The organism is Pelomonas sp. Root1237 (assembly GCF_001425055.1).
In the GTDB taxonomy this organism is placed as follows: domain Bacteria; phylum Pseudomonadota; class Gammaproteobacteria; order Burkholderiales; family Burkholderiaceae_C; genus Pelomonas.
On the sequence record NZ_LMDK01000016.1, the window covers coordinates 491,840 to 517,426 of the forward strand.

The window sequence follows — 25,587 nt, forward strand, 5'->3', positions numbered from 1 at the left end:
TTGAACGGTCGGAAGCCAGGAGCTGTAGCCTCAACAGGCCGCTCAACAGGCCAACGGCGGAACGCTCGACGCCTCGCGTCGAGCGTTCTCTTTTTGCCCAACGCTTCGGAACGCCGCCAGGCACACGGCTTGCCCATCGCCCATCACATGAGCAGCGTCCGCATCCAACCCTTCAATCCCGACAAGATGAGGAGGTGAACATGGACGTCTCGGGGCTTTTCGCCATCCACGTGTCGCCACTGGAGCTGATGCTGCGGGGCACGCTGATGTACTGGTTCCTGCTGCTGATCTTTCGCTTCGTGCTGCGGCGCGACCCCGGCTCCTTCGGCGTCGCCGACGTCCTGATGGTGGTCGTGATCGCAGATGCCTCGCAGAACGCCATGTCGGGCAGCTACGACACAGTGGCCGAGGGCTGGATCCTGGTCGCTACGCTGGTGTTCTGGAACTATGCGCTGGACTGGGCCAGTTGCCGCTGGCCCCTCGTGCACAAGCTCACCGAGCCTGCGCCACTGCAGCTCGTCAAGGCGGGGCGCGTGCTGGGCCGCAATCTGCGCAAGGAGTTCCTGACGCGCGAGGATCTGGAGGCCCAATTGCGCCAGGCTGGCGTCGAGGACGTCGGCGCGGTGCGGGCGGCCTACCTGGAGGGCGACGGCAAGTTGTCGGTACTGCGATACGACGAGAAGAAGCCTGCCCGCCGGGACAAGGACGAAGGGCCGCCCGGCACATGACGTCGGACGAGACACGGGCACACTGCCTGCCCCTGGACCGCCCTCAACACGGAAGGACGAACTTGAAAGTCGATGACGAAGGCCTGCAGCGCAGCGAGGAGCGTTTTCGCCTGCTGGTGGACAGCGTGCGCGACTATGCGATCTTCATGCTGGATCCCGCCGGCCATGTGCTGACCTGGAACGCCGGCGCCGAACGCTTCAAGGGATACAAGGCGGACGAGATCATCGGCAGCCATTTCTCGCGGTTCTACCCGCCGGAGGCGCTGGCCCGGCAGCTGCCTGCTCATGAACTCGAGATGGCCGCGCGCGAAGGCGCCTTCGAGGACGAGGGTTGGCGCGTGCGCAAGGACGGCTCGCTGTTCTGGGCCAATGTCGTCATCACGGCGATGCGCGACCCGACGGGACGGTTGGTGGGTTTCGCCAAGGTCACGCGTGACCTGACGCAAAGGCGCAACCACGAGGAGGCGCTCAAGCGCAGCGAGGAGCGTTTCCGGCTGTTGGTCGAGGGCGTGGCCGACTACGCCATCTTCATGCTGGACGTGAATGGCCGCGTGGCGTCCTGGAACGAAGGCGCGCAGCGCATCAAGGGCTATGCCGCCGAGGACATCCTGGGCGAGCATTTCTCCATCTTCTACCCGCCCGAAGTGCGCGCAAGCGGTTGGCCCGAATACGAGCTGCAGCAGGCCCAGGAGATCGGGCGTTTCGTCGACACGGGCTGGCGGCTTCGCAAGGACGGCACGAGCTTCTGGGCCCAGGTGAGCATCACGGCGCTGCGGGACGAGACCGGGCAGTTGATCGGCTACGCCAAGCTGACGCGCGACCTGACGGCCAGCATGCGCATCGAGGCCATGGAAATCGCCAACCGCGAACACGAGGAAATCCTGGACGCCGAGCGCAATGCGCGCATTGCCGCCCAGCGCGCCACGCGCATCAAGGACGAGTTCCTCGCCACGCTGTCGCACGAACTGCGCACGCCGCTGACGGCCATCCTCGGCTGGACCCAGGTGCTGCTGCGGGCCAAGCCGGGCGATGAGCGCGTCAATCTGCAGCGCGCCATCGAGGTCATCGATCGCAATGCGCGTGCCCAGGTGCAGCTCATCGACGACCTGCTGGACCTGAACCGCATCATGACCGGCAAGCTGAGGCTGGACCTGCAGCAACTGAGCATGGCCAACGTCATCCAGGCGGCCGTCGAAACCGTCACTCCGTCAGCATCGGCCAAGGGGGTGGAGCTGCAATCCCTGCTGGATACCGGCCCGGCCATGGTCAACGGTGACAGCGGACGGTTGCAGCAGGTGGTGTGGAACCTGCTGAACAACGCCATCAAGTTCACGCCCGCGGGCGGCCGGGTGCAGGTGCTGCTGCAGCGCGTCAACTCCCAGGTGGAATTCAGTGTCAGCGACACCGGCATCGGCATCCCAGCCGCCTTCCTGCCTCAGGTGTTCGATCGCTTCACACAACAGGACGGTTCCACCTCGCGGGCCCACGGCGGCCTGGGCCTGGGCCTGGCGATCTGCAAGCAGCTCATCGAACTGCACGGGGGCAACATCCGCGCCGAGAGCGCCGGCGAGGGCCGGGGCGCGAGCTTTTTCGTCAGGTTGCCGCTGTCCGCCCTGCAGGCGGCCGGAGAGCGTGACGAGGATCCTGCCTCTGCCGATGCGCGGGCCAGCGAGAATCTCGCCCTCCCCAAGCTGGACGGCGTGCACATCTTCGTGCTGGACGACGAGCAGGACACACGCAGCCTGCTGTGCCGCATCCTGGAGGATCAGGGAGCCCGGGTGGTGGCCTTTGCCTCGGCGCAGGAGTTGCTCAAGGCCGTCCAGCTGTCACGGCCGACCGTCATCGTCAGCGATGTGGGCATGCCCGGCGTGGACGGCTATCAGATGATCCGTACCTTGCGGGCGACCGAGACGCGGAACTCCCGCATCCCCGCCTTGGCCCTCACGGCCTTCGCCCGGGCCGAGGACCGCAAGCGCTCGCTGCTGGCCGGCTTCCAGGCCCATCTGGCCAAGCCTTTCGACGTGGCCGAGCTCATCCTGCTGGTGGCCAATCTGGCCGAGAAATAGCGCGCGCCTCAGTACTCGTCACGCTCCACACCCACATACCCAGGTGCGAGGTTCTCAAACTTGGTGTGCATGCGCTGGAACATCAGCTTGACTGTCCCGACCGGGCCATTACGCTGTTTCGCAATAATGATCTCAGCCACGCCCGGCTCCTTGCACTCGTCCTTCGTGTAGTACTCATCACGGTAGATGAACATGATGATGTCAGCGTCCTGCTCGATGGCGCCGGACTCACGCAGGTCGGACATCATCGGCCGCTTGTCGGGCCGCTGCTCCACCGAGCGGTTCAGCTGCGACAGGGCGATGACGGGGCACTTCAGCTCCTTGGCCAGGGCCTTCAGGCCGCGCGAGATCTCGCCCAGCACCGTCGCGCGGTTTTCCTCGCTGCCGCCGCCATTGCCGCTCATCAGCTGCAGATAGTCGATGACGATCAGGCCGAGCTGGCCGCAGATGCGCGCCTGGCGGCGTGCACGGGCGCGCACCTCACTGGGCGACAGGCCGGGGCTCTCGTCGATGAAGATGCTGGCCTTGCCGAGCTTGTCGACGGCCTCCGACAGGCGCCCCCATTCGTCGTCCTTCAGCTGGCCGGTGCGCAGATGGCTCTGGTCGATGCGGCCGATCGAACCGACCATACGCAACGCGAGCTGTGCGGCACCCATTTCCATCGAGTAGATGACGACGGGCAGGCCTTCGTTGATGGCGACGTTCTCGGCGATGTTGACCGCGAACGCGGTCTTGCCCATGGACGGGCGCGCGGCCAGCACGATGAGGTCGCCGCCCTGCAGGCCGGCGGTCTGGCGGTCCAGGTCGTAGAAACCGGTGCGCACGCCGGTCACGTCCTGGGCGCCGCTCTCGGCCAGCTCGTTGACGCGGTCGATCAGCTGCACAACGAGCTGGTCCATGCTCTGGAAACCCTGGCGGCTGCGCGAGCCCTCCTCGCCGATGCGGAAGATCTTGCCTTCGGCCTCGTCCAGGATCTGCGAGACGGCACGGCCCTGCGGATTCATCGCGGCGGTCGCGATCTCGTCGCTGGTGGCCACCAATTTGCGCAGGATGGCCCGCTCGCGAACGATCTCGGCATAACGGCGCAGGTTGGCGGCGCTCGGCACGCTCTGGGCCAGCGCATTCAGATAGGCCAGGCCGCCGCATTCCTCGGCGCGCCCCACCGAGGTCAGTTCGTCAAAGACGGTGACGACGTCGGCCGGCTTGCCCGCATTGATCAGCTTGCCGACCGCTGCGTATACATGCTTGTGCTCGAAGCGATAGAAGTCGGTCTCGGTCAGCAAGTCGGCCGCCTTGTCCCAGGCCGAGTTGTCGATCAGCAGGCCACCGAGCACGCTCTGCTCGGCCTCGACCGAGTGCGGCGGCACACGCAGGCGTGCGACCTCATCGTCATACGGCGCTGCGGAAGAAGAAGCAGGAAAGATCGCGGACATGCCTGTGGATAAAGCTGTGAACGAACTGGGAGCAGACGGTGGACGAAGCGGGAAAACTCGTCCCAGAAAAACCAAAGGCCGAAACCCTGTGGGGCCTCGGCCTTCTTCAATGTTGCGGCGTCAGACGCCGCAGCGCAAGGGCGCTTACTCCGACGTTACTCGGCTTCAGCAACCACCTGGACGGTGATCTCGACCACGACGTCGGTGTGAGCCGCGACCTGGACCGGGAACTCGCCGACGGTCTTCAGCGGACCGTTGGGCAGACGCACCTGCGACTTGGCGATGGCGCTGCCAGACTTGGTCAGCGCTTCGGCCACGTCGGCGTTGGTCACGGAGCCGAACAGGCGGCCGTCAACGCCAGCCTTCTGGGCGATGCGCACGGTCTTGCCAGCGATGGCTTCACCCAGCTTTTGGGCTTCGGCCAGCTTGGCAGCAGCAGCCTTTTCGAGCTCTGCGCGGCGGACTTCGAATTCCTTGATCGCGGCCTCGGTGGCGCGGCGCGCCTGCTTGGTCGGGATCAGGAAGTTGCGGGCATAACCGTCCTTGACCTTGACGACGTCGCCGAGGTTGCCGAGGTTGGATACTTTTTCGAGCAGGATCACTTGCATGTCGTCAGCTCCTTAGACCTTGTGCTGGTCGCTGTACGGCAGCAGGGCCAGGAAGCGCGCACGCTTGATGGACACCGTCAGCTGACGCTGGAAGAAGGCGCGCGTGCCGGTCAGGCGAGCGGGCGTGATCTTGCCGTTTTCGGAGATGAAATCGCGCAGCGTGTCGATGTCCTTGTAGTCGATCTGCTCGACACCGGCGACGGTGAAGCGGCAGAAACGCTTGCGACGGAACAGCAACGATTGTTGGTTGCGCTTGGGCTTCTTGTCTTTGGAGAAGCGACCTTTACCACGTGGCGGGGGCATAGAGGACCTCTGTTAAATCTATCCGGATTCAATCAATTCCGGGTTCTAGGAAGCAGCGGGTTCGATCACGGTGACGTGGGCGATGAAGCCCCGGCCGTTGCGCTGATGGGTCAGGAAACCGCGGAAGACCGCGATGCCACCGACTCCCAGCGCCTGCAACTGCTTGGCCACCTCGCCCACCGCAACCGCTTTGATCTCCAGCGAGATCTTGCGCGGCTTGCCGGCTTCGATGACTTCGGACTCGGCCTTGAGGCTTGCGTCCAGGGCCATCAGCCCGGCGGGTGTGTAGCGAACTTGTCCGAGTTGCTGGATCTGCGCCTGGAGGTGAAGCTGGTTCACGCCAGGGGCACGCTGCTCGAAAAACCTGGTTCTTTAGCGATGACCTGTGCTCAGGCCGCTTCTTGCGGTTGCGGCGCCTTGCGGGCTTCTTCGCGCTCGACGGCCTTCATCATGACCGAGGGGGTCGCGATGGCCTTGTCCTGAACCACGGTGAGGTGGCGCAACACGGCGTCGTTGAAGCGGAAGCCGGTCTCGAGTTCAGCCAGGACTTCCTTGCTGCACTCGATGTTCAGGCACAGGTAATGGGCCTTGGCGAGCTTCTGGATCAGGTAAGCCATCTGGCGACGGCCCCAGTCCTCAACTCGGTGCACGACACCACCACCGGTGGTGATCAGGCCCTTGTAGCGCTCCAGCATGGCCGGAACTTGTTCGCTTTGATCCGGATGGATCAGCAGAACGATTTCGTAGTGACGCATATTTACTCCTTGTGGATTCCAGCCCGACAGGGTTGCCGGTCTGAGGAAGCCGCGCCACGGCGTCTACACGCGGTACGGCAAGGGGGAACCAAGGATTCTAGCCCGGAAGGGGTGAATGACCAAATCGCCGCCCCTTCACTCTCGTTGATCAGGCCACCGGCCGACTGCGCAGCTTGTCGACGAAATCACGATCGCGCTGGCTGGGCGCGGCTGTCAGCAGGCTGACGAGGGCCAGGACCAGCGCACCGGCGGGCACGCCGAAGAGGCCGGCCGAGGCCGGCTGGATGCCCCAGATCAATGTCGCCGGGCCGGGCAGGCCGATCAGAGCCCGCGCGCCGGGGTGGGCGATGACGAGATAGATCAGGCAGACGACGAGGCCGGTCAACATGCCCACCAGGGCGCCAGCGCGGTTGGCGCGACGCCAGAACACGCCGGCGACCAGGGCCGGGAAAAAGGTCGAGCCGGCGATGGAGAAAGCGGCCGTGACGACGGCCAGGATGTCCGCCGGCCGGCTGGATGCCACCGCCGCCGCCGCCAGCGCTGCCGCCAGCAGCAAGGCCTTGGACAGCGTGACCCGCCGCGTGCGCGAGGCCTCGGGGTTGATGGCCTTGTAGTAAAGGTCGTGGGACAGCGCGCTGGAGATGGCCAGCAGCAGGCCGTCTGCGGTGGACAGCGCCGCCGCCAGCCCACCGGCTGCCACCATGCCCGAGATGACATAGGGCAGGCCGCCCAGCTCGGGCATGACCAGCATGACGAGATCGGGGTGCAGGCGCAGTTCGCCCAGTTGCAGGCGGCCATCACCGTTCAGGTCCACGGCCGACAACAGGGTCGGGTCGACGCGCTGCCATTGGCGTATCCAGGCAGGCAGCTGGTCGAAGGACGTACCCACCAGGCTGTTGAAGACCTCGGTCTTGACCATGACGGCCAGGGCCGGCGCCGTCAGATAGAGCAGGCAGATGAAGACCAGGGACCAGGCCACCGACTGGCGCGCCGTCGCGACGGAGCTGGTCGTGTAGTAGCGCGTCAGCAGATGCGGCAGGCCGGCCGTACCGACCATCAGGCAAAAGGCCAGGGCGATGAAGTTGCGGCGTGCCGCGCTGGCCTGCTCGCGCTCGGGCGGGCTGCCGTCGGGGTTGCCTGCAAAGGGCTGCATATGGGGCACGAGGCCGGACAGCGGCTGGGCGAGCTGAGCCTCCCCCGCCTGCTCGCGCCGCCAGCGCTCCTCGGCCTCGGGGGCTGTGCGCGGCAGCGCGGCGCGCTGCTTCTCGGCGGCCTGGATGCGGGCCAGCGGCGCGCCCTCGGCCTTTAGCGCGGCGACCTGAGCGGCCGCCCTGCCCTGCTCGTCGGCCAGCGCCTGGGGCACGTCGGCCAGGCGCGCGGCGGCTGCATCGGCACGCCGCTGGTGGATGGCGCGTACCTGCAGCTCGCCCGGATCGCGCATCAGCTCACGCTCGCGCTCGGCCAGTTGATGCAGCTGCTGGCCGTAGACGAGCTGCGGCAGGGGCCAGCCGGTCTGCTTGACGCTGAGCCAGATGACCGGCACCAGGTAGGCCAGGATCATGATCAGGTACTGGGCCACCTGGGTCCAGGTGACGGCACGCATGCCGCCCAGGAAGGAGCAGACCAGCACGCCGCCCAGGCCGACGAAGACGCCGACCTCGAAGCCCAGGCCGGTGAGCCGCGTCGTGATGAGGCCGACGCCGTAGATCTGTGCGACCAGGTAGACGAAGGACACCAGGATGGCGGCACCGGCTCCCACCAGCCGCAAGGCGCGGCTGTCGAAGCGTTCGGCGAGGAAGTCCGCCAGCGTGAATTGCCCGAAGCGACGCAGATAGGGCGCGATGCACAGCGCCACGAGAACGAAGCCACCCGTCCAGCCCAACACATAGGCCAGGCCCGCGTAGCCGCTGGCGTAGAGCGTGCCGGCCAGGCCGATGAAGGTGGCCGCGCTCATCCAGTCGGCGCCCGCTGCCATGCCGTTGTACAGCGGCGGCACGCGCCGGCCGGCGACGAAGTATTCGGCCGGGTCGGTGGTGCGGCAAAGGATGCCGATGACGGCGTAGACGGCGACAGTCGCGCCGAGGAAGGTGTAGCCGATCCAGACCTTGGGCAGGCCGCGCTGCTCGCCCAGGCCCAGGCCGACCACCAGGGCGATGAAGCTCAGTGCGAACAGGAAATAGCGGCGGCGCAGGGGGCTGGCGGACACGGCCGCGATCATGGCAATAAAAAGCCCGGATTCCCCTTACGGAGAACCCGGGCTGGTCGTCAATCGCGAAGACTTGCTTGGCGCTTTACTTGGCGGCCAGGCGCTGCCAGGTCTCGATCACCGTGTCCGGGTTCAGCGAGATCGACACGATGCCCTCCTCGGCCAGCCAGTCGGCGAAGTCCGGGTGATCGCTGGGACCTTGGCCGCAGATGCCGATGTATTTGCCGGTGGCGCGGCAGGCGCGGATGGCGCGCGAGATCATGGCCTTGACGGCCGGGTCGCGCTCGTCGAAATCGCCGGCAAGCTGCTCCAGGCCCGAATCACGGTCCAGACCGAGTGTGAGCTGCGTCAGGTCGTTGGAGCCGATGGACATGCCGTCGAAATGCTCCAGGAACTGCTCGGCCAGGATGGCGTTGCTCGGCACTTCGCACATCATGATGATGCGCAGGCCGTCCGTGCCACGCTTCAGGCCCCGCTCCGCGAGCATCGCAACGACCTTTTCGGCCTGCTTCACGGTGCGCACGAAGGGCACCATGATCTCGATGTTGTTCAGGCCCATTTCCTTGCGCACGCGCTTGAGGGCCTCGCACTCCATCGCGAAGGCGTCCTGGAAATCGCCGCTGATGTAGCGCGAGGCGCCGCGGAAACCCAGCATGGGATTCTCTTCGTCCGGCTCATAGCGGCTGCCGCCGATGAGCTTGCGGTACTCGTTGCTCTTGAAGTCAGAGAGGCGAACGATGACCGGGCGCGGGAAGAAGGCGGCGGCAATCGTCGCGATGCCTTCGGCCAGCTTATCCACATAGAAGGCGCGCGGCGAGGCGTGGCCGCGGGCGACGGACTCGACGGCCTTCTTCAGGTCGGCATCGATGTTCGGATAGTCCAGGATGGCCTTGGGGTGGACACCGATGTTGTTGTTGATGATGAACTCAAGCCGCGCCAGGCCCACGCCGCCAGAGGGCATTTGCGCGAAGTTGAAGGCCAGCTGCGGGTTGCCGACGTTCATCATGATCTTGATGGGGCAGTACGGCAGCTCGCCGCGGTGCACCTCGCTGATCTCGGTCTCGAGCAGCCCGTCGTAGATATAGCCGGTGTCGCCCTCGGAGCAGGCCACCGTGACGAGCTGGCCGTCCTTGAGCTTCTCGGTCGCGTCGCCGCAGCCGACCACGGCCGGGATGCCCAGCTCGCGCGCAATGATGGCCGCGTGGCAGGTGCGGCCGCCGCGGTTGGTGACGATGGCGCTGGCGCGCTTCATGACCGGCTCCCAGTTCGGGTCGGTCATGTCGGTGACGAGCACGTCGCCGGGCTGCACGCGCTCCATCTCGGCCACGCTATCAACCAGGCGGACCGGGCCGGTGCCGATCTTCTGGCCGATGGCGCGGCCTTCCGCCAGCACGGCGCTGTGGGCCTTGAGCTTGTAGTGGTGCTCGACCTGGCCTGCAGCTTGGCTCTTCACCGTCTCCGGGCGGGCCTGCAGGATGTAGATCTTGCCGTCGACGCCGTCACGGCCCCACTCGATGTCCATCGCGCGGCCGTAGTGCTGCTCGATGATGAGGGCGTACTTCGCCAGCTCGGTCACCTCGGTGTCGTTCAGCGAGTAGCGGTTGCGTTGCTCGGGCACCGTGTCGACGGTCTTGACGAGCTTGCCGGCAGCCGCCTTTTCCTCGGGCGACGCGAACTCCATGCGAATCAGCTTGGAGCCGAGGTTGCGGCGGATGATGGCCAGCTTGCCGGCCTTCAGCGCCGGCTTGTGCACGTAGAACTCGTCCGGGTTCACAGCGCCCTGCACCACCGTCTCACCCAGGCCATAGCTGGACGTGATGAAGACGACCTCCTGGAAGCCGCTCTCGGTGTCGATGGTGAACATGACGCCGGCCGAGCCGAGGTCGGAGCGCACCATGCGCTGCACGCCGGCGGACAGCGCCACGTCGTTGTGCGCGAAGCCCTTGTGCACGCGGTAGCTGATGGCGCGGTCGTTGTAGAGCGACGCGAACACCTCGCGCATCTTGTGCAGCACCTCGTCGATGCCGACGACGTTCAGGAAGGTTTCCTGTTGGCCGGCGAAGGAGGCGTCGGGCAGGTCTTCGGCCGTGGCGGACGAGCGCACGGCAAAGGACACGCCGGGGTTGTCGGCCGTCAGCTGCGCGAAGGACGCACGCACACCGGCTTCCAGGTCGGCCGGGAAGGGTTGGTTCTCGATCCAGCCGCGGATCTCGGCGCCGGCCTCGGCCAGCGCGCGGACGTCGTCGGTGTTGAGCGTGGCCAGGCGCGCCGCGATGCGCGCGTCCAGCCCCTCGTGCTTGAGGAACTGCCGGAAGGCGTGCGCCGTGGTGGCGAACCCTCCGGGGACGCGCACGCCGCTGGCGGCGAGCTGCGAGATCATTTCGCCGAGGCTGGCGTTCTTGCCGCCAACTGCCTCGACATCGCTCATCCTCAGGTTCTCAAACGGTACGACCAGGGCGGTCGCCTCGAACAGGGTGGACATGGGGAAACTCCGGGAGGTTGAAAAACCGGTGTCGTCGCGTCGTCCACGCCCAGTGCCGAGCCAAGATGCTCAAGGCAGGCGCAGCTCCGTCCATTTCTGGATTCTTTGAGGAGGAGGGAGGCGCGCATGGGCTGATCGCGATGAATTGCCGCGGATTCTAGGCCTCGGGTTTCATCCGGGTACGGCGGGGGGATGTGCAATAAGTCCCTTCTCGGCGCCGTGTCCCCTCTTTCGGGGTGGCATGAAAACGTTGACGGCCGACTGATGCGGGTCAGGCCAAGGGAGCCCTGGCTGTGCACGATGCCCGCGTGAGCAGCGACGAAGCCACCGCACAGGAGATCAATCGCACGACCTGGAAGATGTGATCCATGTGTCCGAGGTTGCAGGGCGAAAGCAGGGTGCTGGCTATCATGGCCGCGCCGTAACTCGATGGAATACCGCCATGACCGCCAGAACCGTTTACTTCGTCTCTGACGGCACCGGCATCACCGCCGAGACCTTCGGCAATTCCATCCTCGCCCAGTTCTCGATCAAGGCCCGCCATGTGCGCCGGCCGTTCGTCGATTCGGCCGACAAGGCGCACGCCGTCGTCGCCGAGATCAATGAAGTCGCCGTGCGCGAGGCCCAGCGGCCCATCGTCTTCGCGACGCTGGTGGACCGCGACGTGCTCAAGATCGTGCGCGAGCATTGCCAGGGCCGCGTCATGGACATGTTCGGCACCTTCATCGAGCCGCTGGAAGACGAGTTCGGCATCAAGAGCAACCACCGCGTGGGTCGCTTCTCAGACGTGGCCGAAAGCAAGGAATACCACGACCGCATCGAGGCCATCAACTTCTCGCTGGCCCACGACGACGGCCAGTCGGCGCGCAACCTCGACGTGGCCGACGTCATCCTCGTCGGCGTGTCGCGCTCCGGCAAGACGCCGACTTCGCTGTACCTGGCCATGCAGCATGGCATCAAGGCCGCCAACTACCCGCTGATCCCCGAGGACTTCGAGCGCCGCAAGCTGCCCGCACCGCTGCTGCCGCACAAGCGCAAGTGCTTCGGCCTGACCATCGACCCCGAGCGCCTCTCATCCATCCGCAACGAGCGCCGTCCCGGCAGCAAATATGCCGACGTACTGAACTGCCGCTACGAGGTCAACGAGGCCGAGGCCATGATGAAACGCGACGGCATCTCCTGGCTGTCGTCCACGCACAAGTCCATCGAAGAGATCGCGACGACCATCCTGCGCGACATCCGCCCGGACAGGCTGATGTACTGATGCCGCTCCACGCGCTCGCGCTGGTCCTCACCGCCGCCCTTCTCCACGCTGTCTGGAACCTCGCCGCCAAGAAGTGGGGCGGGGGCACGCATTTCGTCTTCAGCTGTGCGCTCGGTGTGGTGGTGCTGTGGCTGCCTGCTGTGCTCTTGGTCGGCCTGGATGAGCTGCCGCACTGGTCACTGCTGGCCTGGGGCTTTGTCGCCGCCAGCGCCGTGGTCCACCTGGGCTACTTCAACTGCCTTATCGCCGGCTACCGGGCCAGCGACCTCACCGTCGTCTACCCGGTCGCACGCGGCAGCGGCCCTTTCCTGTCGGCGCTTGCGGCCGTCGTGTTGCTGGGTGAGCACCTGGGCGTCTATGGCGCGCTGGGCCTGGCCGGCGTCGTCGGCGGCATCCTGCTGATCACCATGGGGCCGCGCCTGATCGGCCGCGGTGTGGACCACGATGCCGAGGCAGCCATGCGCCGCCGCCGCGGCGTCTATTGGGGCGCCGCCACCGGCACGCTGATCGCCGGCTACACGGTGCTGGACGGTTATGCCGTCAAGGTGCTGGCCGTGTCGCCGCTGATGCTGGACTACTTCGGCAATGTGCTGCGCGTGCCGCTGCAACTGCCGACGCTGCTGCGCAACCCGCAGAGCTTCTGGCCGGAGCTGCGCCGCTCATGGCGTGGCGTGCTTGCCGTCGCAGGCCTGGGGCCGCTGGCCTACATCCTGGTGCTGATGGCCATGCGCGAGGCGCCGCTGTCACGCGTAGCGCCAGCGCGCGAGGTGTCTATGCTGTTTGCGGCGCTGCTGGGCGGGCAGTTGTTGGGCGAAGGCGAACGAGGCTGGCGTATCGCCGGCGCCGCGCTGATTGGGGTTGGAGTCATCGCGCTGGCCATTTGACGGTAGGAATGGCTGCATCGTGACACGCCGCGCCATGGCACCTCGCGACCACGTCAAACCTCTGCCAGTTGAGGCGCGCAAGGATAGGACGGGTGCGCCTCGACCTCGGGCCTGAAAGCGTCGTCAGGCGGAAGCGGGCGCCAGATGTTCAGAAAGGCCAGGTTGAGCATCGTCGTCAGCCCGACGTATGTAAAAACTGGATCGAAGCCTTCGGGACCCAGTGATTTGGCGCATTGCCAGGACCAGGCCTTCCAAACGGCCTTCCCTGCAGTTTTGGCAGGCAAACGAATACCGCGCACTTTCAGGTAGGCCATCCAATCCATATGCACGCCACCGGAAAGCGCTCTCTCACGCTCACGCTCATACAACAAGCGTTCGAAGCCCGCTCCGTACGACGCATTGACGCCTCGCTCGATGAGGGCGAGGCGCACAAAGTAGTGATCGTTCTTGGGCGTGAACCGCGAGGCCGGATGCAGGTGATCCACCTGCAGGTTGTGCGGGATGCCGTCATCGCCGATTCCGCCCCACTCGGACAGGAAAAGCCGGAAGGCCTTTCGATACCCGCGATATCGCGATCGCACCCACAACTCCGGTTGCATATTGGGCTTCCGAATCACGACGCAAGATGTCGGCTTGATGCCTGGAAGATGTGCAGCCGTCCAGCCATAGGACTCACAGTGCTCAAGCAGCCGTGTCCTCGTCGTGGCGATCAAGCAGGTGACGCTCCCGTCCCTGAAATCACCGGTCATTGAGTCGAGTTGGTGCCCGAGAAACAGGGACAGGCCTCGCATGAAGTCGCTTGTCTGTGCGCAGTCCAGTTTCACATCAATGACCCAGCACACCGCGATACACATCCGCATACCGTTGCGCGGCGGCGTTCCAGTCAAAGTGCTGTCGCATCGCCGCCAAGCGCACGCGACCCCAGCACTCTTGCCGGCTCCACAGCGCAAAGGCACGGCGCAGCGCGCGACGGTAGGCGTCGGCCGTGAAGGCGTTGAAAACAAAGCCCGTGGCGGCGCCGGCATCGAGGTCTTCCAGCGTGCAGTCGACCACCGTGTCGGCCAGCCCACCGACGCGGTGCACCAACGGCAGCGTGCCATAGCTCAGGCCATAGAGTTGGGTGAGGCCACAAGGTTCGAAGCGGCTGGGCACCAGCATCACATCGCTGCCGGCATAGATGCGGTGTGCCAGCCCTTCATCCATGCCGATGCGGCGGGCGATTTGGCCCGGGTGCCTGGCGGCGGCTTCGCCAAACGCTGCTTCAAGGCGGGCGTCGCCGCTGCCAAGAATGACAAGCTGCCCACCCGCGTCGATCAGGTCGTTCAGCGCCTCGATCACCAGAGGCAGACCCTTCTGCTCGGTCAGGCGGCTGACTACGCCGAACAACGGCGCCTGCGCCTTCACATCCAGCCCACATTCGCGCTGCAGCGCGGCCTTGCAGACGGCCTTGTCTTCGGCGCTGTCGACGTCATAGGCTCGTGCGATGCTGCGGTCGTGGGCGGGCGACCACACGCCGTAGTCGACGCCATTCAGGATGCCGTGCAACACCTCGGCGCGATGGCGCAGCAGGCCGTCCAGACCACAGCCCTGCTCGGGCGTCTGGATCTCGCGTGCATAGCTCGGGCTGACCGTGGTGATCGCGTCCGCGAAATGCAGGCCGGCCTTCATGAAGCTGACCTGGCCATAGAACTCCACGCCCTCGACCGCGTAGTGTTGGGGTGGCAAGCCGAGATCGCAGAAATGGTCGGCCGGGAACAGGCCCTGGTAGGCCAGGTTGTGCACGGTAAAGACCGTCCGCGCCTCGGTGCGGCGGCGCGAGCGGCTGGCGGCGATGTGGGCGCAGGCAAGGCCCGCGTGCCAGTCATGGGCGTGCACGATCTGCGGACGCCAGGCAGCATCCACGCCCTCGGCAAGACGGGCAGCCGCCAGGCCCAGCAGCGCGAAGCGACGGTGGTTGTCCGCGTATGCGACGCCGCTCTCATCCGCGTAAGGGTTGCCGGGCCGGTCGAAAAGACCAGGAGCGTCCAGCACGTAGACGGGCATGTCGAAGCCCGGCAGCCGCCCGCGCAGCAGCGCCGCCCTTCCTTCGCTCCATGGCAGTGCGACGGGAACGACGGCGCATTCCAGGGTCAACGAATCGCGGATGGCCGGGAACCCCGGCACCAGCAGCCGTGGCTCGGCACCCGCTGCAGCGAGCGCCGCGGGCAGCGCACCAGCCACGTCGGCCAGCCCGCCGGTCTTCAACAGCGGGAACAGCTCCGCGCTGACCTGTAAGACTCTGGTCACAGCCTGGCCAGCATCTGCTTGGTGATCAGCACGACGCCGTTTTCCGTGCGCTCGAAGCGTTCGGCATCCAGCACCGCGTCCTCGCCGACGACGAGGCCATCGGGGATCTCGCAACCGCGATCGACGATGACCTTGGTCAGCCGGCAATGCCGCCCGATCTCGACGCCGGGCAGCAGCACGCACTGGTGGATGTTGCAGAAGGAGCGGATGCGCACGTTGTTGAACAGCACCGACTGCACGACATGCGAGCCCGACACGATGCAGCCCGCGCTGACGATGGTGTTGACCGTCATGCCGTGCATGCCGTTGTGGTCGGGGATGAACTTGGCCGGAGGCAGCTGGCGCTGGTAGGTCCAGATCGGCCAGTCGGTGTCGTAGATGTCGAGCTCGGGGCTGATGGAGGCCAGGTCGAGGTTGGCGGCCCAGAAGGCGTCCAGCGTGCCGACGTCGCGCCAGTAGGGCGTGGCACCGTTGGGATTCATGATGCAGCTCATGCCGAAGGGGTGAGCCACGGCGCGGTTCTCGGCAACGACCTTGGGAATCACGTCCTTGCCAAAGTCATGGCTGGAGCTGGGGTCGGCCAGGTCTTCGGCCAGAAGCCGGTACAGGTAGTCGGCGTTGAAGATGTAGATGCCCATGCTGGCCAGGCAGACGCCATCGCGGCCCGGGATGCAGGGCGGGTCGGCGGGCTTTTCCTTGAAGGCCGTGATGCGACGCTCGTCGTCCACGGCCATCACGCCGAAGGCACTCGCCTCGCCCTTGGGCACCTCGATGCAGCCCACGGTGCAACCCGCCCCTGTGGCGACATGGTCCACCAGCATGCTGGAGTAGTCCATCTTGTAGATATGGTCGCCAGCCAGCACGACGATGTAGTCGGCGCCGGTGCTCTGCACGATGTCCAGGTTCTGGAACACCGCGTCGGCGGTGCCGCGGTACCAGCTCTCGTCGTCGGTGCGCTGCTGGGCCGGCATCAGGTCGACCGTCTCGTTGAGCTCGGCGCGCAGGAAGCTCCAGCCACGCTGGATGTGGCGCAGCAGCGAATGGCTTTTGTACTGCGTGACGACGCCGATGCGACGGATGCCGCTGTTGACACAGTTGCTCAGCGCGAAATCGATGATGCGGAATTTGCCGCCGAAGTAGACGGCCGGCTTGGCGCGCGAATCGGTCAACTGCTTGAGCCGCGAGCCGCGGCCACCGGCCAGGACGAGGGCGATGGCGCGGCGCGCGAGCTGGTGGGGCGAGGCGACGGGGGGCATGACAGTCTCCGGCTGCAAACAATTGCAGTTTGCGGCAGGCAGTTTGCCGCCTCGCTGGGGGCTTCCCCTCAGACCGCCGTATTTGCCCCTTCTTCGACCGCCGCCAGGGCCAGCGCGCGCTCAAACGCGCTGCGGCTGGGCGTCTCGACGAAGACGCAACGCTTGCCGTGCCGCTTGCAATGGTCCTTCACGCGCCAGTAGGCGTCATGGCTGATGCAACCCGTCTGGCAGATGACGAGATCGGCCGCGGCGAGCTGGGGCTCCAGCTGGGCTGGCTTGTGCTCGCTGCCGCCGTCATGGTGCAGGAACTGCGCGCCACAGCCTTCCACGGCCTGACGGTACTGGGGCACGCTGCCGCTGCGGCCACCGACGCAGAGCACGACCCGGTGCTCCAGCTTCACGGTCTCAACGCGGACCTCTTGTTCGACCCATGCGGCGGCGGGTTCGGCGGCATCCGCCACCGCCGGTGTGCGCGACGCGAGTCGGTTGACCTCGCGTTGCAGCGCCAGGTTGCGCTCCAACTGTTCGGCCAGGCGCTCGCGCAGGGCCTCGCGTTCGGGCAGATCGGGGCGCGCGGCCTGCCAATGCAGCAGTTGCTCCTGCGCCTGGGCGAGTTGGGTCTGCAGGCCGATCTGCGTGGCGCGGAACTGCATGCGCTCCTGCTCCCAGGCCTGCTGCTCGCGGGCGCGCTCCAGGCTCCAACCAGTCACGCGCTGCTGCACCTCGGCATAGTCGCGCGCCAGCGCCTGATGTTCGGCAGACAGCTCACGGTGGGCAGCCAAGTCCATGCGCTGCGCGGCGCCGACCTGGTGCTGCAGCATGTGCACCTGGCCCAGCACGCGCATCTCCAGCCATTCGTCGCACCGTGCGTGCGTCAGCGTGGCCCACAGCGCGCCGGCAATTTCGCCCTGGACGGCGCGGTTGCGCCACCAGCTCATCAGGCTTTCGCGGCATTTGGCCTGGGCGGCGTTGCGCACGTCGAGCGCGAAGCGCTGCTCCAGATCCTTTTGCAACGACTCGGACACCGCGTTGCGGCGCGCGGCTGCAGTGACGAGGCTGCAATGCAGCGTGTAGTCGTCCTCGTCGCCCTGCAGCACCAGTAGCTTCCTGGCCAGGATGCGCACGCGTTCCAGCGGCACGCAGACGCCGATGACGGGGCAATGGGCATGGCTGCCCAGCTCCCACAGGCGGCGCCGGCGCGAACCGGTGAGGGAGGGGAGCGCGGCATGCGCGGCGCAGCAGGTGTCGGCCATTCGGGAATCTCCAGGGGAGAAGCGCGGGCGGGCGACGGCTGGCTGGCGCGATATGACGAGCGAGGGCTATTTGGTCAGGATCAACTTGCCCTGGGACGTGATGCGCAGACGGTAGACCTGTTGTTGATGCACGATGAAGACTTCGCCCATGGGGCCGAGCAGCGTGGCGCTGTCGATCTGGCGGGCCTGGCCTCTGCCCAGGATCACAGCTTCCGGCTGTGCCGCAGGCTTTGGCGGATAGGAATCAGTGAGCATCAAGTCACTGTAATGAGAATCATTCTCGATTGCAAGCGGCAATCGAGGGGTCAGCCCAGTGGCTCCCGGCACAAGGCAAAGCTTCCGCGCGTTCTCAGCCCTTCTGCCGTTCGCTCTCGTACAAGCAGATCGCCGCCGCCGCCGCCACATTGAGCGACTCTTCACCGCCTGGCTGCGGGATGCCCACGGTCAGCGCGCAGCGGGCCATCAGCTCGGGCGACACGCCCTGGCCTTCGTGGCCCATGACCCAGGCACAAGGCGAGGGCAAGGCGACGCGATGCAGCACATGCTCGGTGTGGGAACTGGTCGCGATCATGGGCACATGCAGCGCCGCGAGGTCATCGGCCGCCAGGCCTTCAACGAGGCGCAGGCCGAAATGGGCGCCCTGCCCTGCGCGCACGACCTTGGGCGACCACAGCGCCGCAGTGCCTTTGAGGGCCAGCACCTGGCGCACGCCAAAGGCCGCCGCGCTGCGCAGGATGGCGCCGACGTTGCCGGCGTCCTGCAGGCGGTCCAGCACCACGCTGGCGGCATTGGCGTCGATCTGGGAGGCCGCGGGCAGCGTCAGCTCGGCGCCGATCTGCGCCGGCGATTCCAGGCCGCTCAGGCCCTTGAACAGCGCCACCGGCACGACCAGAGCGCGCGGTGCGGATTCGGCCAACGCGGCCAGGGCAGCCTCCTGCATCGCTGTTTCCGTCAGCACGACCAGGGCCGGCTGCCAGCCGCGTTGCAGGGCCGCACGCAGCAGGTGGTCGCCCTCGATCCAGACGCTGCCGGTCTTGCGGTAGCCATTGGCGTCCGCCGTCAGCTTTCGCAGCCGAACCAGCGCCGGGTTGTCGCGCGAGGTGATGTGGTCCAGCTTCATGCCAGCGGATTGATCGTCACGTCAATGCAGACCTCGCGCACCGGCGCGAAGCTGCGGCGGTGCCAAGGGCTGGCGCCGTGCGCCTTCAGTGCCGCCAGGTGCTCCGGCGTGCCATAGCCCTTGTGCGCGGCGAAGCCGTATTGCGGGTGGCTGGCATGCATCTGCTCGCAAAAGAGGTCCCGCGCCACCTTGGCGAGGATGCTTGCAGCCGAGATGGCCTGCACGGTGGCGTCGCCCTGCACGATGGCCTCTGCCGGTACGGCCAGCACCGGCAACCGGTTGCCGTCGATGCGCACAAGCGCTGGCTTGAGCCGCAGGCCCGTCACCGCGCGCTGCATCGCCAGCATCGTGGCCTGCAGGATGTTGATGCGGTCGATCTCTTCGTGCGTCGCATGCGCGATGCAGCAGCACAGCGCCTTGGCACGGATCTCGTCGTACAGCCGCGCGCGCTTGGCCGGTGTCAGCACCTTGGAGTCGGCCAGGCCCTTGATGGGCTGCAGGTCGTCCAGAATGACGGCCGCCGCGAACACCGGGCCCGCGAGCGGCCCGCGTCCGGCCTCGTCCACGCCGGCGACGAGGCCGGGCGGTGTCCAGTCGAGGGACACCTGTTCAGGCTTGGATGAGCGTCGCGATGGCATCGCTGGCACGCTGCGCGGTGTCTTGCCGCAGCAGCTCGTGAAGTTGGACAAAGCGCTCGTGCAGGGCGGCACGGCGCGCTGCATCGGCAAGCAGGCCTTCCGCCTCCCGCGCCAGGTTGTCGGGTGTGCAGGCGTCCTGGATCAATTCAGGCACCAGGAACTCGCGCGCCAGGATGTTGGGCAGGCCCACCCAGGGCTGCAGGCCGCGGCCCTTCATGCGCCACCAGTTCAGCGCGTTCATGCGGTAGGCGATGACCATGGGACGCTTGAACAGGGCCGCCTCCAGCGTGGCGGTGCCGCTGGCCAGCAGCGTCAGGTCGCAGGCCGCCAGGGCCGTGTGGGACTGGCCGTCGATGAGCTGGATGTCGACCCCCGTCAGCATGGGCTCGATGAGACCGCGCAGGCCCGGCACGACGGGCATGACAAAGCGGCGGCCGGGCCCGGCGAGCAGCTTCGCCGCACCGATCAGCGCCGGCGCAATGTAGTTGATCTCGCTCTTGCGACTACCAGGCAGCAGGGCAATGACGGTGTCGGCTTCGGCCAGGTCCAGCGCCTCACGCGCTGCGGCGCGTGGTGGCTCCATCGGAATCGCATCCGCCAAAGGATGGCCCACGTAGGTTGCGCCGATGCCAGCCTTGTGCAGGATCTCAGGCTCGAAGGGGAAAAGGCACAGCACGTGATCGGCCGCCGCCTTGATCTTCACGACCCGCTCCGGCCGCCAGGCCCAGATGGACGGGCAGACGAAGTGGACCGTCTTGATGCCGGCCTCGCGCAGCCGCGTTTCCAGGCCGAAGTTGAAGTCGGGCGCGTCAACGCCGATAAAGACATCGGGCCGGTTCGAGATGAGGCGTATGCCCAGTTGTTTGCGGATGGACAGCAGCTCGCGGATGTTCAGCAGCGCGTCGACATAGCCAAAGATGGAGAGCTTGCTGTGCGGCCACCAGGTCTCGAAGCCCTGGGCGATCATCTTCGGCCCACCGATGCCCTGCGCTGTCAGCGCCGGCCAGCGGGCACGCAGACCCTGCAGCAGCAGGCCGGCCAGCAGATCACCGCTGGCCTCGCCGGCCACCATGCCGAGGCGGGGCGCGGTCTGCATTGGGCTACCGAACAATGCCGCGCGTGGAGGCGGCGAGGAAGTTCAGCATCAGGTCGATGTCACCATCTGCCGCGCCCGCTTCCGTGCCACGCAGCGCTGCAATGCCGGCCTTGGCCTCATCCAGCGTGTGGCCGCTGCGGTAGAGCAGCTTGTAGATCTGGCGGATGACGCCGATGCGCTCGCTGCTGAAGTCGCGCCGCTTCAGGCCGACGATGTTGACCGCACGCGCCGCGAGCGGATTGCCGTCCACGGTCATGAAGGGCGGCACGTCCTGGGCCACATGGGCCTGGAAGCCGATCATGGCGTGGTCGCCGATGCGCATGCGCTGCAGCACGCCGGTCAGGCCGCCAATGGTGACCCAGTCGCCCACCTGTACATGGCCCGCAAGCGTGGCGTTATTGGCCAGCACGCACTCGTTGCCGACGACGACGTCATGGGCCAGGTGGCAGTAGGCCATGATCCAGTTGTCGTTGCCGACCGTCGTCTCGCCGCGGTCCTGCACGGTGCCGATGTTCAGCGTGCAGAACTCGCGCACCGTGTTGCGGTCGCCGATGACCAGCTTCGTCGGCTCGCCCGCGTACTTCTTGTCCTGGTTGGCAGCACCGATGGAGCTGAACTGGAAGAAGGTGTTGTCGCGGCCGATGGTCGTGTGGCCTTCGATGACGACATGCGGGCCGACCTTGGTGCCGGCGCCGATCTTCACGTGCGGGCCGATCAGCGAATAGGCACCGACCTCGACCGACGAGTCCAACTCGGCGGCGGGGTCGACGATGGCGGTGGGGTGGATGGCCATCGTTGAAAGGCTCAGGCTTCGATGCGGCGCATGGTGCACATCAGTTCAGCTTCGGCGGCCAACTGCCCGCCCACCAGAGCACGGGCATTGAACTTGTAGATGCCGGCCTTGGCGCGGCCCAGCGTCACTTCCAGCACCAGTTGGTCGCCTGGCTCCACCGGGCGCTTGAAGCGGGCGCCGTCGATACCGGCGAAGTAGACGACCGACTTCTCGTCCAGCACGATGCCCACGGTCTCGATGGCCAGCAGCGTCGCGGCCTGGGCCAGCGCTTCCAGCACCAACACGCCCGGCATGACCGGGCGGTGGGGGAAGTGTCCGAGGAAGAAGGGCTCGTTGATCGAGACGTTCTTGATGGCGCGGATGCGCTCGCCCTTGATCAGCTCGACGACGCGGTCCACCAGCAGGATGGGGTAGCGGTGCGGCAGGCGCTTGAGGATTTCGTGGATGTCCATCGTCGTCGGGACGGTGGCCTGAGTCTGGGTCGAGGTCTGGGTCGGTTCGTTCATTTATTTCTTCTCCAGCGCGCGCACGCGCTCGCGCAGGGTGCTGAGCTGTCGCAAGGTGGCCGCGTTCTTCTGCCAGCTCGAATTCTCTTCGAAGGGATAGGGGCCGCTGTAGACGCCCGGCTCGGTGATGCTGCGGGTGACGGTGGTGGCGGCGGAGATGTGCACGCCGTCGACGATGGTCAGGTGGCCGATGATGTTGGCCGCGCCGCCAATGGTGCAGTTCGCACCGATCCTTGTCGAGCCGGCGACCGCCGAACAGCCGGCCATGGCCGTGTTGCGACCGATGTGCACGTTGTGGGCGATCTGGATCAGGTTGTCGAGCTTGACGCCGTCTTCGATGACGGTATCGGCCAGCGCGCCGCGGTCGATGCAGGTGTTGGCGCCGATCTCGACGTCATCGCCGATGGCGACATTGCCGAGCTGCTCGATCTTCACGTAGCCGCTCTTGCTGGGCGCGAAGCCGAAACCGTCGGCGCCGATGACCACGCCGCCGTGCACGAGGCCACGCACGCCGATCCGGCAGCCATAGCCCAGCACGACGCGCGGCGCCAGCCGTGTGTGCGCGCCCACGACCGCCTCGCGCTCGACGACGCAGTGAGCGCCGATGCGGGCGTGGTCGCCGATGACGGCACCAGCCTCGATGACGGCCAGCGGACCGATCTCGACGCCCTGCCCCAGCTTTGCATCGGGTGACACCACGGCGCTGGCGTGCACGCCGGCCTTCGGGGCCGGGCGCGTGCGCGCTGCCCACCACTGCGTCAGCCGCGCAAAGTACTGATAGGGATCGGGCGTAACGATGGCCGCGCCACGCGCTGACGCCACCTCGGCAAAAGCCGGCGCAACGATGACGCAGGCGGCCGCCGTGGTGGCCAGCTGGGCCTGGTAACGCGGGTTGGCGAGGAAGCTGATGCTCGTGTCGTCAGCCTCGTCAAGCGGCGCGATACGCGTGATGCGCATGTCGGGCCCACCAAGCAAATCGCCGCCCAAGGCGGCGATCAACTCGGAGAGCGCGACGGTCGTCGAGCTCATGGAACTGGCGACTTACTTCTGCGCGTTCAGCGCGTCGATCACCTTCTTGGTGATGTCGACACGCGCGCTGAAGTGGATCGCGTCCTGCAGGATGAGGTCGTACTTCTCGGCATCGAAGATCTGCTTGATGACCTTGTTGGCGCGCTCGACCACGGCCGACAGCTCCTCGTTCTTGCGTTGGGTCAGGTCTTCCTGCCACTCGCGGCGCTTGCGCTGCAAGTCACGCTCCTGCTCGACGATGTCGCGCTGGCGGCGGTTGCGCTCAGCTTCGGACAGCGTGGGCGCGTCCTTTTCCAGCTTCTCGGCAGCGCCGCGCAGCTTGGTCTCCAGATCGCGCAGGTCTTTCTCGCGCTTGCCAAACTCAGTCTCCAGCTTGACCTGGGCTGCCTTGGCCAAGTTGGCCTCGCGCAGCACGCGCTCGCTGTTGACGTAGCCGATCTTCAGTTCCTGGGCTTGCACCACCGTGGTGGCCACCATCATCGATGCGGCCAGGGCCATCGATTGCAAGAGCTTGCTCATCATCAGAATGCAGTCCCGATCTGGAATTGGAATTTTTCGATTCTATCCGTCCGCGCCTTGCGAACGGGCTTGCCGTAACTCAGCCGCAGCGGGCCCATCGGCGAAATCCAGGACAGGCCGATACCGGCGGACATGCGCAGCATGTCGCGGCCCTCATTGTCCTTGCCGTTGGTCAGCGTGTTCCAGTTGAGCTTGGCGTCCGGCCCCCAGACACCACCGAGGTCGGCGAAGCCGAAGATGCGGAAGCTCTTGTCGTTGCCGCTGCCGGGCACCGGCAGGTAGAGCTCGGCATTGGTGTTGAAGCGCCGGTTGCCGCCGATGTAGGAGCCGGTCGGGTCCACAGGGCCCAGCGAGCCGGCCTCGAAGACGCGCACGGAGCCCAGGCCACCGCCGTAGAAGTTCTTGAAGATGGGATAGGGCTTGCCGCCCAGGCCCACGCCCCAACCCAGTTCGCTGTTGATGCCCAGCGTGATCTTGTTCGTGACCTCGAAATACTGCTGGTACTGCAGGTTGATACGCGCGAACCGGGCGTCGCCGATGGCGCTGGTCTCGACGTTGACGCGCTGGTACTTGCCCTTGAGCGGAGAGATGACGCTGTCGCGGCTGTCACGCTGCCAGCCGATGGTGAATGGGATGGAATTGCTGCGCTGGCCGAACTGGTTGACGAACAGCAGATAGCTGTTGGGCAGACCCTTGGACGTCGTGATGTCGGTCTGCTCGTAGCCAAGGCCAAAGAAGACGGTGTCGATTTCCGAGAAGGGCACGCCAAAGCGGATGGCACCGCCCTTGGTGACGTACTGGTATTCCTCGCCCAGCGTGTTGATAGGGCGCGTGGTCCGATAGAACACATCGAGCGAGCGCGACACACCGTCGACCGTGAAGTAGGGGTCGACCGTGCTGACCTGCACCTGGCGGCCCGTGCGGGCGGTGGCCAAGTCGATGCCGAGGTAGTTGCCCGAGCCGAACACGTTGTCCTGGCGGATGGAGCCGGTGAAGGACAGCTTGGTCTGGCTGGAGTAGCCCGCACCGACCGTGATGGCGCCGGTGGGGCGCTCGACGACGGTCAGGATGACGTCGACCTGATCCTGGGCGCCCGGCACCTCCTGGGTGTCGATGCTGACTTCCTTGTCCTTGAAGTAACCCAGGCGCTCGACGCGATCACGCGAGGACTTGATCTTCTGGCCGTCGTACCAGGCCGCCTCGAACTGGCGGAATTCGCGGCGGATGACTTCGTCACGGGTGCGCGAGTTGCCGGAGATGATGACCTTGCGCACGTAGACGCGGCGCTGCGGCTCGGCGACGAAGGTGACGACGACCTGGCCGGTCTCGCGGTTGATGTCGGGGCGGCTGTCGACGCGGGCGAAGGCATAGCCATAGGTGCCGAACAGGTCGCTGAAGGCGCGCGTGGTGTTGGCCACCGCTTCGCCCTGGTAGGCCTGGCCGGGCTTGAGGAAGACGAGGTGCTTGAAGTCCTCCTCGCGGCCCAGGTAATCACCCTCGAGCTTGACGCCCGTGACGGTGTAGGGCTGGCCTTCGCTGACCGTGATGGCGATGCTGATGCTCTGCTTGTCCGGCGAGATCGTCACCTGCGTGGAGGTGACGGCGAACTCCAGGTAGCCGCGGTTCAGGTAATAGCTGCGGATGGTTTCCAGGTCCGCGTTCAGCTTGGCGCGCGAATAGCGGTCGGTCTTGGTGTACCAGGTCAGCCAGCCGGTGGTGGTCTGCTCGAGCAGGCCCATCAACGTGCTTTCGGAGAACACCTTGGAGCCCAGAATCCGGATCTCGGCGATCTTGGCCGGCTCGCCCTCCGTCACATTGAAGCTGACGTTGACGCGGTTGCGCTCGATGGGCGTGATCGTCGTCGTGACCTCGGCACCGTAGAGGCTGCGCGTGAGGTACTGGCGCTTGAGTTCCTGCTCGGCACGGTCGGCCAAGGCCTTGTCGAAGGGCTTGCCTTCGCCGATGCCGACGTCCTTCAGCGACTTGGTCAGCGCCTCGGTGTCGAACTCCTTCAGGCCGACGAAGTTGACGTTGGCGATGATGGGCCGCTCGTCGATGATGACGACGACGGCATTGCCGTCGATGCTGATGCGCACGTCCTTGAACAGGCCCGTGGCGAACAAGGCTCGCAGCGCGGCAGCGCCTTTTTCATCGTTGTAGGTGTCGCCGATGCGAAAGGGCAGCGACGCGAACACGGTGCCCGGGTCGGTCCGTTGCAGGCCTTCGACGCGGATGTCCTTCAGCACGAAGGGATCTGCCGCCCAGGCTAGCCCCGACTGGAACATCCCCGTGACAGCCAAAGCCAGCAAGCCGAGGCGGAAGGGGCGACGCTTCGCTCCCGAACTGAAAGGAAAGGACATGG

General features: G+C 66.2%; 24 protein-coding genes. 4 read left to right on the plus strand and 20 right to left on the minus strand.

The features are described 5' to 3' along the window. The first annotated feature begins 200 nt into the window (after window positions 1-200). A complete protein-coding gene (locus tag ASC91_RS15055) occupies window positions 201-728 on the plus strand; it encodes a DUF421 domain-containing protein (RefSeq protein ID WP_056198082.1) in 528 nt (175 codons plus the stop codon). A gap of 62 nt (window positions 729-790) precedes the next feature. Further along, a complete protein-coding gene (locus tag ASC91_RS15060) occupies window positions 791-2,794 on the plus strand; it encodes a PAS domain S-box protein (RefSeq protein ID WP_056198084.1) in 2,004 nt (667 codons plus the stop codon). A gap of 8 nt (window positions 2,795-2,802) precedes the next feature. Here the strand turns inward: ASC91_RS15060 and dnaB are convergent, their stop codons facing one another. From dnaB to ppsA, 7 genes are all read right to left on the minus strand, one after another. After that, window positions 2,803-4,227, minus strand: coding sequence for a replicative DNA helicase (gene dnaB / locus ASC91_RS15065; protein ID WP_056198087.1), 1,425 nt, complete (start codon window positions 4,225-4,227; stop codon window positions 2,803-2,805). Window positions 4,228-4,382: 155 nt separating this feature from the next. Further along, window positions 4,383-4,835, minus strand: coding sequence for a 50S ribosomal protein L9 (gene rplI, locus ASC91_RS15070; protein ID WP_056198090.1), 453 nt, complete (start codon window positions 4,833-4,835; stop codon window positions 4,383-4,385). Window positions 4,836-4,847: 12 nt separating this feature from the next. After that, window positions 4,848-5,138, minus strand: coding sequence for a 30S ribosomal protein S18 (rpsR, locus tag ASC91_RS15075; RefSeq protein ID WP_056198092.1), 291 nt, complete (start codon window positions 5,136-5,138; stop codon window positions 4,848-4,850). Window positions 5,139-5,183: 45 nt separating this feature from the next. Continuing rightward, window positions 5,184-5,477 carry a primosomal replication protein N gene (gene priB, locus ASC91_RS15080; protein ID WP_056198094.1) on the minus strand — a complete coding sequence of 98 codons (294 nt, stop codon included), beginning with the start codon at window positions 5,475-5,477 and terminating at the stop codon, window positions 5,184-5,186. Window positions 5,478-5,527: 50 nt separating this feature from the next. Continuing rightward, window positions 5,528-5,893: a 30S ribosomal protein S6 gene (gene rpsF, locus ASC91_RS15085; RefSeq protein ID WP_056198096.1), complete on the minus strand. Its 366-nt coding sequence runs from the start codon at window positions 5,891-5,893 to the stop codon at window positions 5,528-5,530. 148 nt (window positions 5,894-6,041) lie between these two features. Further along, window positions 6,042-8,099, minus strand: a complete 2,058-nt coding sequence (locus tag ASC91_RS15090) for a sodium:solute symporter family protein (protein ID WP_235531992.1) — start codon at window positions 8,097-8,099, stop codon at window positions 6,042-6,044. Window positions 8,100-8,184: 85 nt separating this feature from the next. After that, on the minus strand, window positions 8,185-10,581 hold the full coding sequence (gene ppsA, locus ASC91_RS15095; RefSeq protein ID WP_056198100.1) for a phosphoenolpyruvate synthase: 2,397 nt from the start codon (window positions 10,579-10,581) through the stop codon (window positions 8,185-8,187). 442 nt (window positions 10,582-11,023) lie between these two features. Between ppsA and ASC91_RS15100 the strand changes: the two genes are divergently transcribed. Continuing rightward, entirely contained in the window at window positions 11,024-11,845 is an 822-nt protein-coding gene (locus tag ASC91_RS15100) for a pyruvate, water dikinase regulatory protein (RefSeq protein ID WP_056198103.1), read from the plus strand. Further along, complete coding sequence (locus ASC91_RS15105; protein ID WP_056198104.1) at window positions 11,845-12,729, plus strand: EamA family transporter; 885 nt, start codon at window positions 11,845-11,847, stop codon at window positions 12,727-12,729. The genes ASC91_RS15100 and ASC91_RS15105 overlap by 1 nt, the downstream gene beginning before the upstream one ends. A 53-nt stretch (window positions 12,730-12,782) precedes the next feature. Here ASC91_RS15105 and ASC91_RS15110 read toward each other — a convergent pair whose 3' ends face one another. From ASC91_RS15110 to bamA, 13 genes are all read right to left on the minus strand, one after another. After that, window positions 12,783-13,520 carry a hypothetical protein gene (locus tag ASC91_RS15110; RefSeq protein ID WP_157281644.1) on the minus strand — a complete coding sequence of 246 codons (738 nt, stop codon included), beginning with the start codon at window positions 13,518-13,520 and terminating at the stop codon, window positions 12,783-12,785. Between the two features lie 34 nt (window positions 13,521-13,554). Next, window positions 13,555-15,015 (minus strand): glycogen synthase GlgA, encoded by a 1,461-nt coding sequence (gene glgA / locus ASC91_RS15115; RefSeq protein ID WP_056198108.1) that lies wholly within the window; start codon window positions 15,013-15,015, stop codon window positions 13,555-13,557. Beyond that, entirely contained in the window at window positions 15,012-16,271 is a 1,260-nt protein-coding gene (gene glgC / locus ASC91_RS15120) for a glucose-1-phosphate adenylyltransferase (RefSeq protein ID WP_056198109.1), read from the minus strand. Before glgC ends, glgA begins: the two co-directional genes overlap by 4 nt. Window positions 16,272-16,339: 68 nt before the next feature. Then, window positions 16,340-17,524 (minus strand): DUF2325 domain-containing protein, encoded by a 1,185-nt coding sequence (locus tag ASC91_RS15125; protein ID WP_056198112.1) that lies wholly within the window; start codon window positions 17,522-17,524, stop codon window positions 16,340-16,342. 66 nt (window positions 17,525-17,590) lie between these two features. Then, window positions 17,591-17,779 carry a hemin uptake protein HemP gene (hemP, locus tag ASC91_RS29445; protein ID WP_056198114.1) on the minus strand — a complete coding sequence of 63 codons (189 nt, stop codon included), beginning with the start codon at window positions 17,777-17,779 and terminating at the stop codon, window positions 17,591-17,593. A gap of 94 nt (window positions 17,780-17,873) precedes the next feature. Further along, complete coding sequence (locus tag ASC91_RS15135) at window positions 17,874-18,644, minus strand: RNA methyltransferase (RefSeq protein ID WP_056198116.1); 771 nt, start codon at window positions 18,642-18,644, stop codon at window positions 17,874-17,876. Further along, on the minus strand, window positions 18,641-19,282 hold the full coding sequence (gene rnhB / locus ASC91_RS15140) for a ribonuclease HII (RefSeq protein WP_056198118.1): 642 nt from the start codon (window positions 19,280-19,282) through the stop codon (window positions 18,641-18,643). Before rnhB ends, ASC91_RS15135 begins: the two co-directional genes overlap by 4 nt. Next, entirely contained in the window at window positions 19,254-20,378 is a 1,125-nt protein-coding gene (gene lpxB / locus ASC91_RS15145) for a lipid-A-disaccharide synthase (RefSeq protein WP_056198120.1), read from the minus strand. Before lpxB ends, rnhB begins: the two co-directional genes overlap by 29 nt. 4 nt (window positions 20,379-20,382) lie before the next feature. Further along, complete coding sequence (gene lpxA, locus ASC91_RS15150; RefSeq protein WP_056198122.1) at window positions 20,383-21,171, minus strand: acyl-ACP--UDP-N-acetylglucosamine O-acyltransferase; 789 nt, start codon at window positions 21,169-21,171, stop codon at window positions 20,383-20,385. An 11-nt stretch (window positions 21,172-21,182) separates the two neighbouring features. Further along, window positions 21,183-21,677 carry a 3-hydroxyacyl-ACP dehydratase FabZ gene (fabZ, locus tag ASC91_RS15155; RefSeq protein WP_235531993.1) on the minus strand — a complete coding sequence of 165 codons (495 nt, stop codon included), beginning with the start codon at window positions 21,675-21,677 and terminating at the stop codon, window positions 21,183-21,185. Continuing rightward, window positions 21,678-22,706, minus strand: a complete 1,029-nt coding sequence (lpxD, locus tag ASC91_RS15160) for a UDP-3-O-(3-hydroxymyristoyl)glucosamine N-acyltransferase (RefSeq protein WP_056198124.1) — start codon at window positions 22,704-22,706, stop codon at window positions 21,678-21,680. A 12-nt stretch (window positions 22,707-22,718) separates the two neighbouring features. Beyond that, on the minus strand, window positions 22,719-23,225 hold the full coding sequence (locus tag ASC91_RS15165) for an OmpH family outer membrane protein (RefSeq protein ID WP_394326333.1): 507 nt from the start codon (window positions 23,223-23,225) through the stop codon (window positions 22,719-22,721). 2 nt (window positions 23,226-23,227) lie between these two features. Then, window positions 23,228-25,585 (minus strand): outer membrane protein assembly factor BamA, encoded by a 2,358-nt coding sequence (bamA, locus tag ASC91_RS15170; protein WP_056198129.1) that lies wholly within the window; start codon window positions 25,583-25,585, stop codon window positions 23,228-23,230. Between the last annotated feature and the right edge of the window lie 2 nt (window positions 25,586-25,587).

Excerpts from the sequence above, each read along its gene's own strand:
- glgC (WP_056198109.1), bottom strand. The coding sequence starts at position 16,271 with ATGCCCCCCGTCGCCTCGCCCCACCAGCTCGCGCGCCGCGCCATCGCC.
- ASC91_RS15055 (WP_056198082.1), top strand. The coding sequence starts at position 201 with ATGGACGTCTCGGGGCTTTTCGCCATCCACGTGTCGCCACTGGAGCTG.
- ASC91_RS15100 (WP_056198103.1), top strand. The coding sequence starts at position 11,024 with ATGACCGCCAGAACCGTTTACTTCGTCTCTGACGGCACCGGCATCACC.
- hemP (WP_056198114.1), bottom strand. The coding sequence starts at position 17,779 with ATGCTCACTGATTCCTATCCGCCAAAGCCTGCGGCACAGCCGGAAGCT.
- ASC91_RS15135 (WP_056198116.1), bottom strand. The coding sequence starts at position 18,644 with ATGAAGCTGGACCACATCACCTCGCGCGACAACCCGGCGCTGGTTCGG.
- lpxD (WP_056198124.1), bottom strand. The coding sequence starts at position 22,706 with ATGAGCTCGACGACCGTCGCGCTCTCCGAGTTGATCGCCGCCTTGGGC.
- ASC91_RS15125 (WP_056198112.1), bottom strand. The coding sequence starts at position 17,524 with ATGGCCGACACCTGCTGCGCCGCGCATGCCGCGCTCCCCTCCCTCACC.
- rpsR (WP_056198092.1), bottom strand. The coding sequence starts at position 5,138 with ATGCCCCCGCCACGTGGTAAAGGTCGCTTCTCCAAAGACAAGAAGCCC.
- rplI (WP_056198090.1), bottom strand. The coding sequence starts at position 4,835 with ATGCAAGTGATCCTGCTCGAAAAAGTATCCAACCTCGGCAACCTCGGC.
- dnaB (WP_056198087.1), bottom strand. The coding sequence starts at position 4,227 with ATGTCCGCGATCTTTCCTGCTTCTTCTTCCGCAGCGCCGTATGACGAT.
- ASC91_RS15105 (WP_056198104.1), top strand. The coding sequence starts at position 11,845 with ATGCCGCTCCACGCGCTCGCGCTGGTCCTCACCGCCGCCCTTCTCCAC.
- ASC91_RS15165 (WP_394326333.1), bottom strand. The coding sequence starts at position 23,225 with ATGAGCAAGCTCTTGCAATCGATGGCCCTGGCCGCATCGATGATGGTG.
- ppsA (WP_056198100.1), bottom strand. The coding sequence starts at position 10,581 with ATGTCCACCCTGTTCGAGGCGACCGCCCTGGTCGTACCGTTTGAGAAC.
- lpxA (WP_056198122.1), bottom strand. The coding sequence starts at position 21,171 with ATGGCCATCCACCCCACCGCCATCGTCGACCCCGCCGCCGAGTTGGAC.
- ASC91_RS15110 (WP_157281644.1), bottom strand. The coding sequence starts at position 13,520 with ATGCGAGGCCTGTCCCTGTTTCTCGGGCACCAACTCGACTCAATGACC.
- bamA (WP_056198129.1), bottom strand. The coding sequence starts at position 25,585 with ATGTCCTTTCCTTTCAGTTCGGGAGCGAAGCGTCGCCCCTTCCGCCTC.
- rnhB (WP_056198118.1), bottom strand. The coding sequence starts at position 19,282 with ATGCCATCGCGACGCTCATCCAAGCCTGAACAGGTGTCCCTCGACTGG.
- lpxB (WP_056198120.1), bottom strand. The coding sequence starts at position 20,378 with ATGCAGACCGCGCCCCGCCTCGGCATGGTGGCCGGCGAGGCCAGCGGT.
- rpsF (WP_056198096.1), bottom strand. The coding sequence starts at position 5,893 with ATGCGTCACTACGAAATCGTTCTGCTGATCCATCCGGATCAAAGCGAA.
- fabZ (WP_235531993.1), bottom strand. The coding sequence starts at position 21,677 with ATGAACGAACCGACCCAGACCTCGACCCAGACTCAGGCCACCGTCCCG.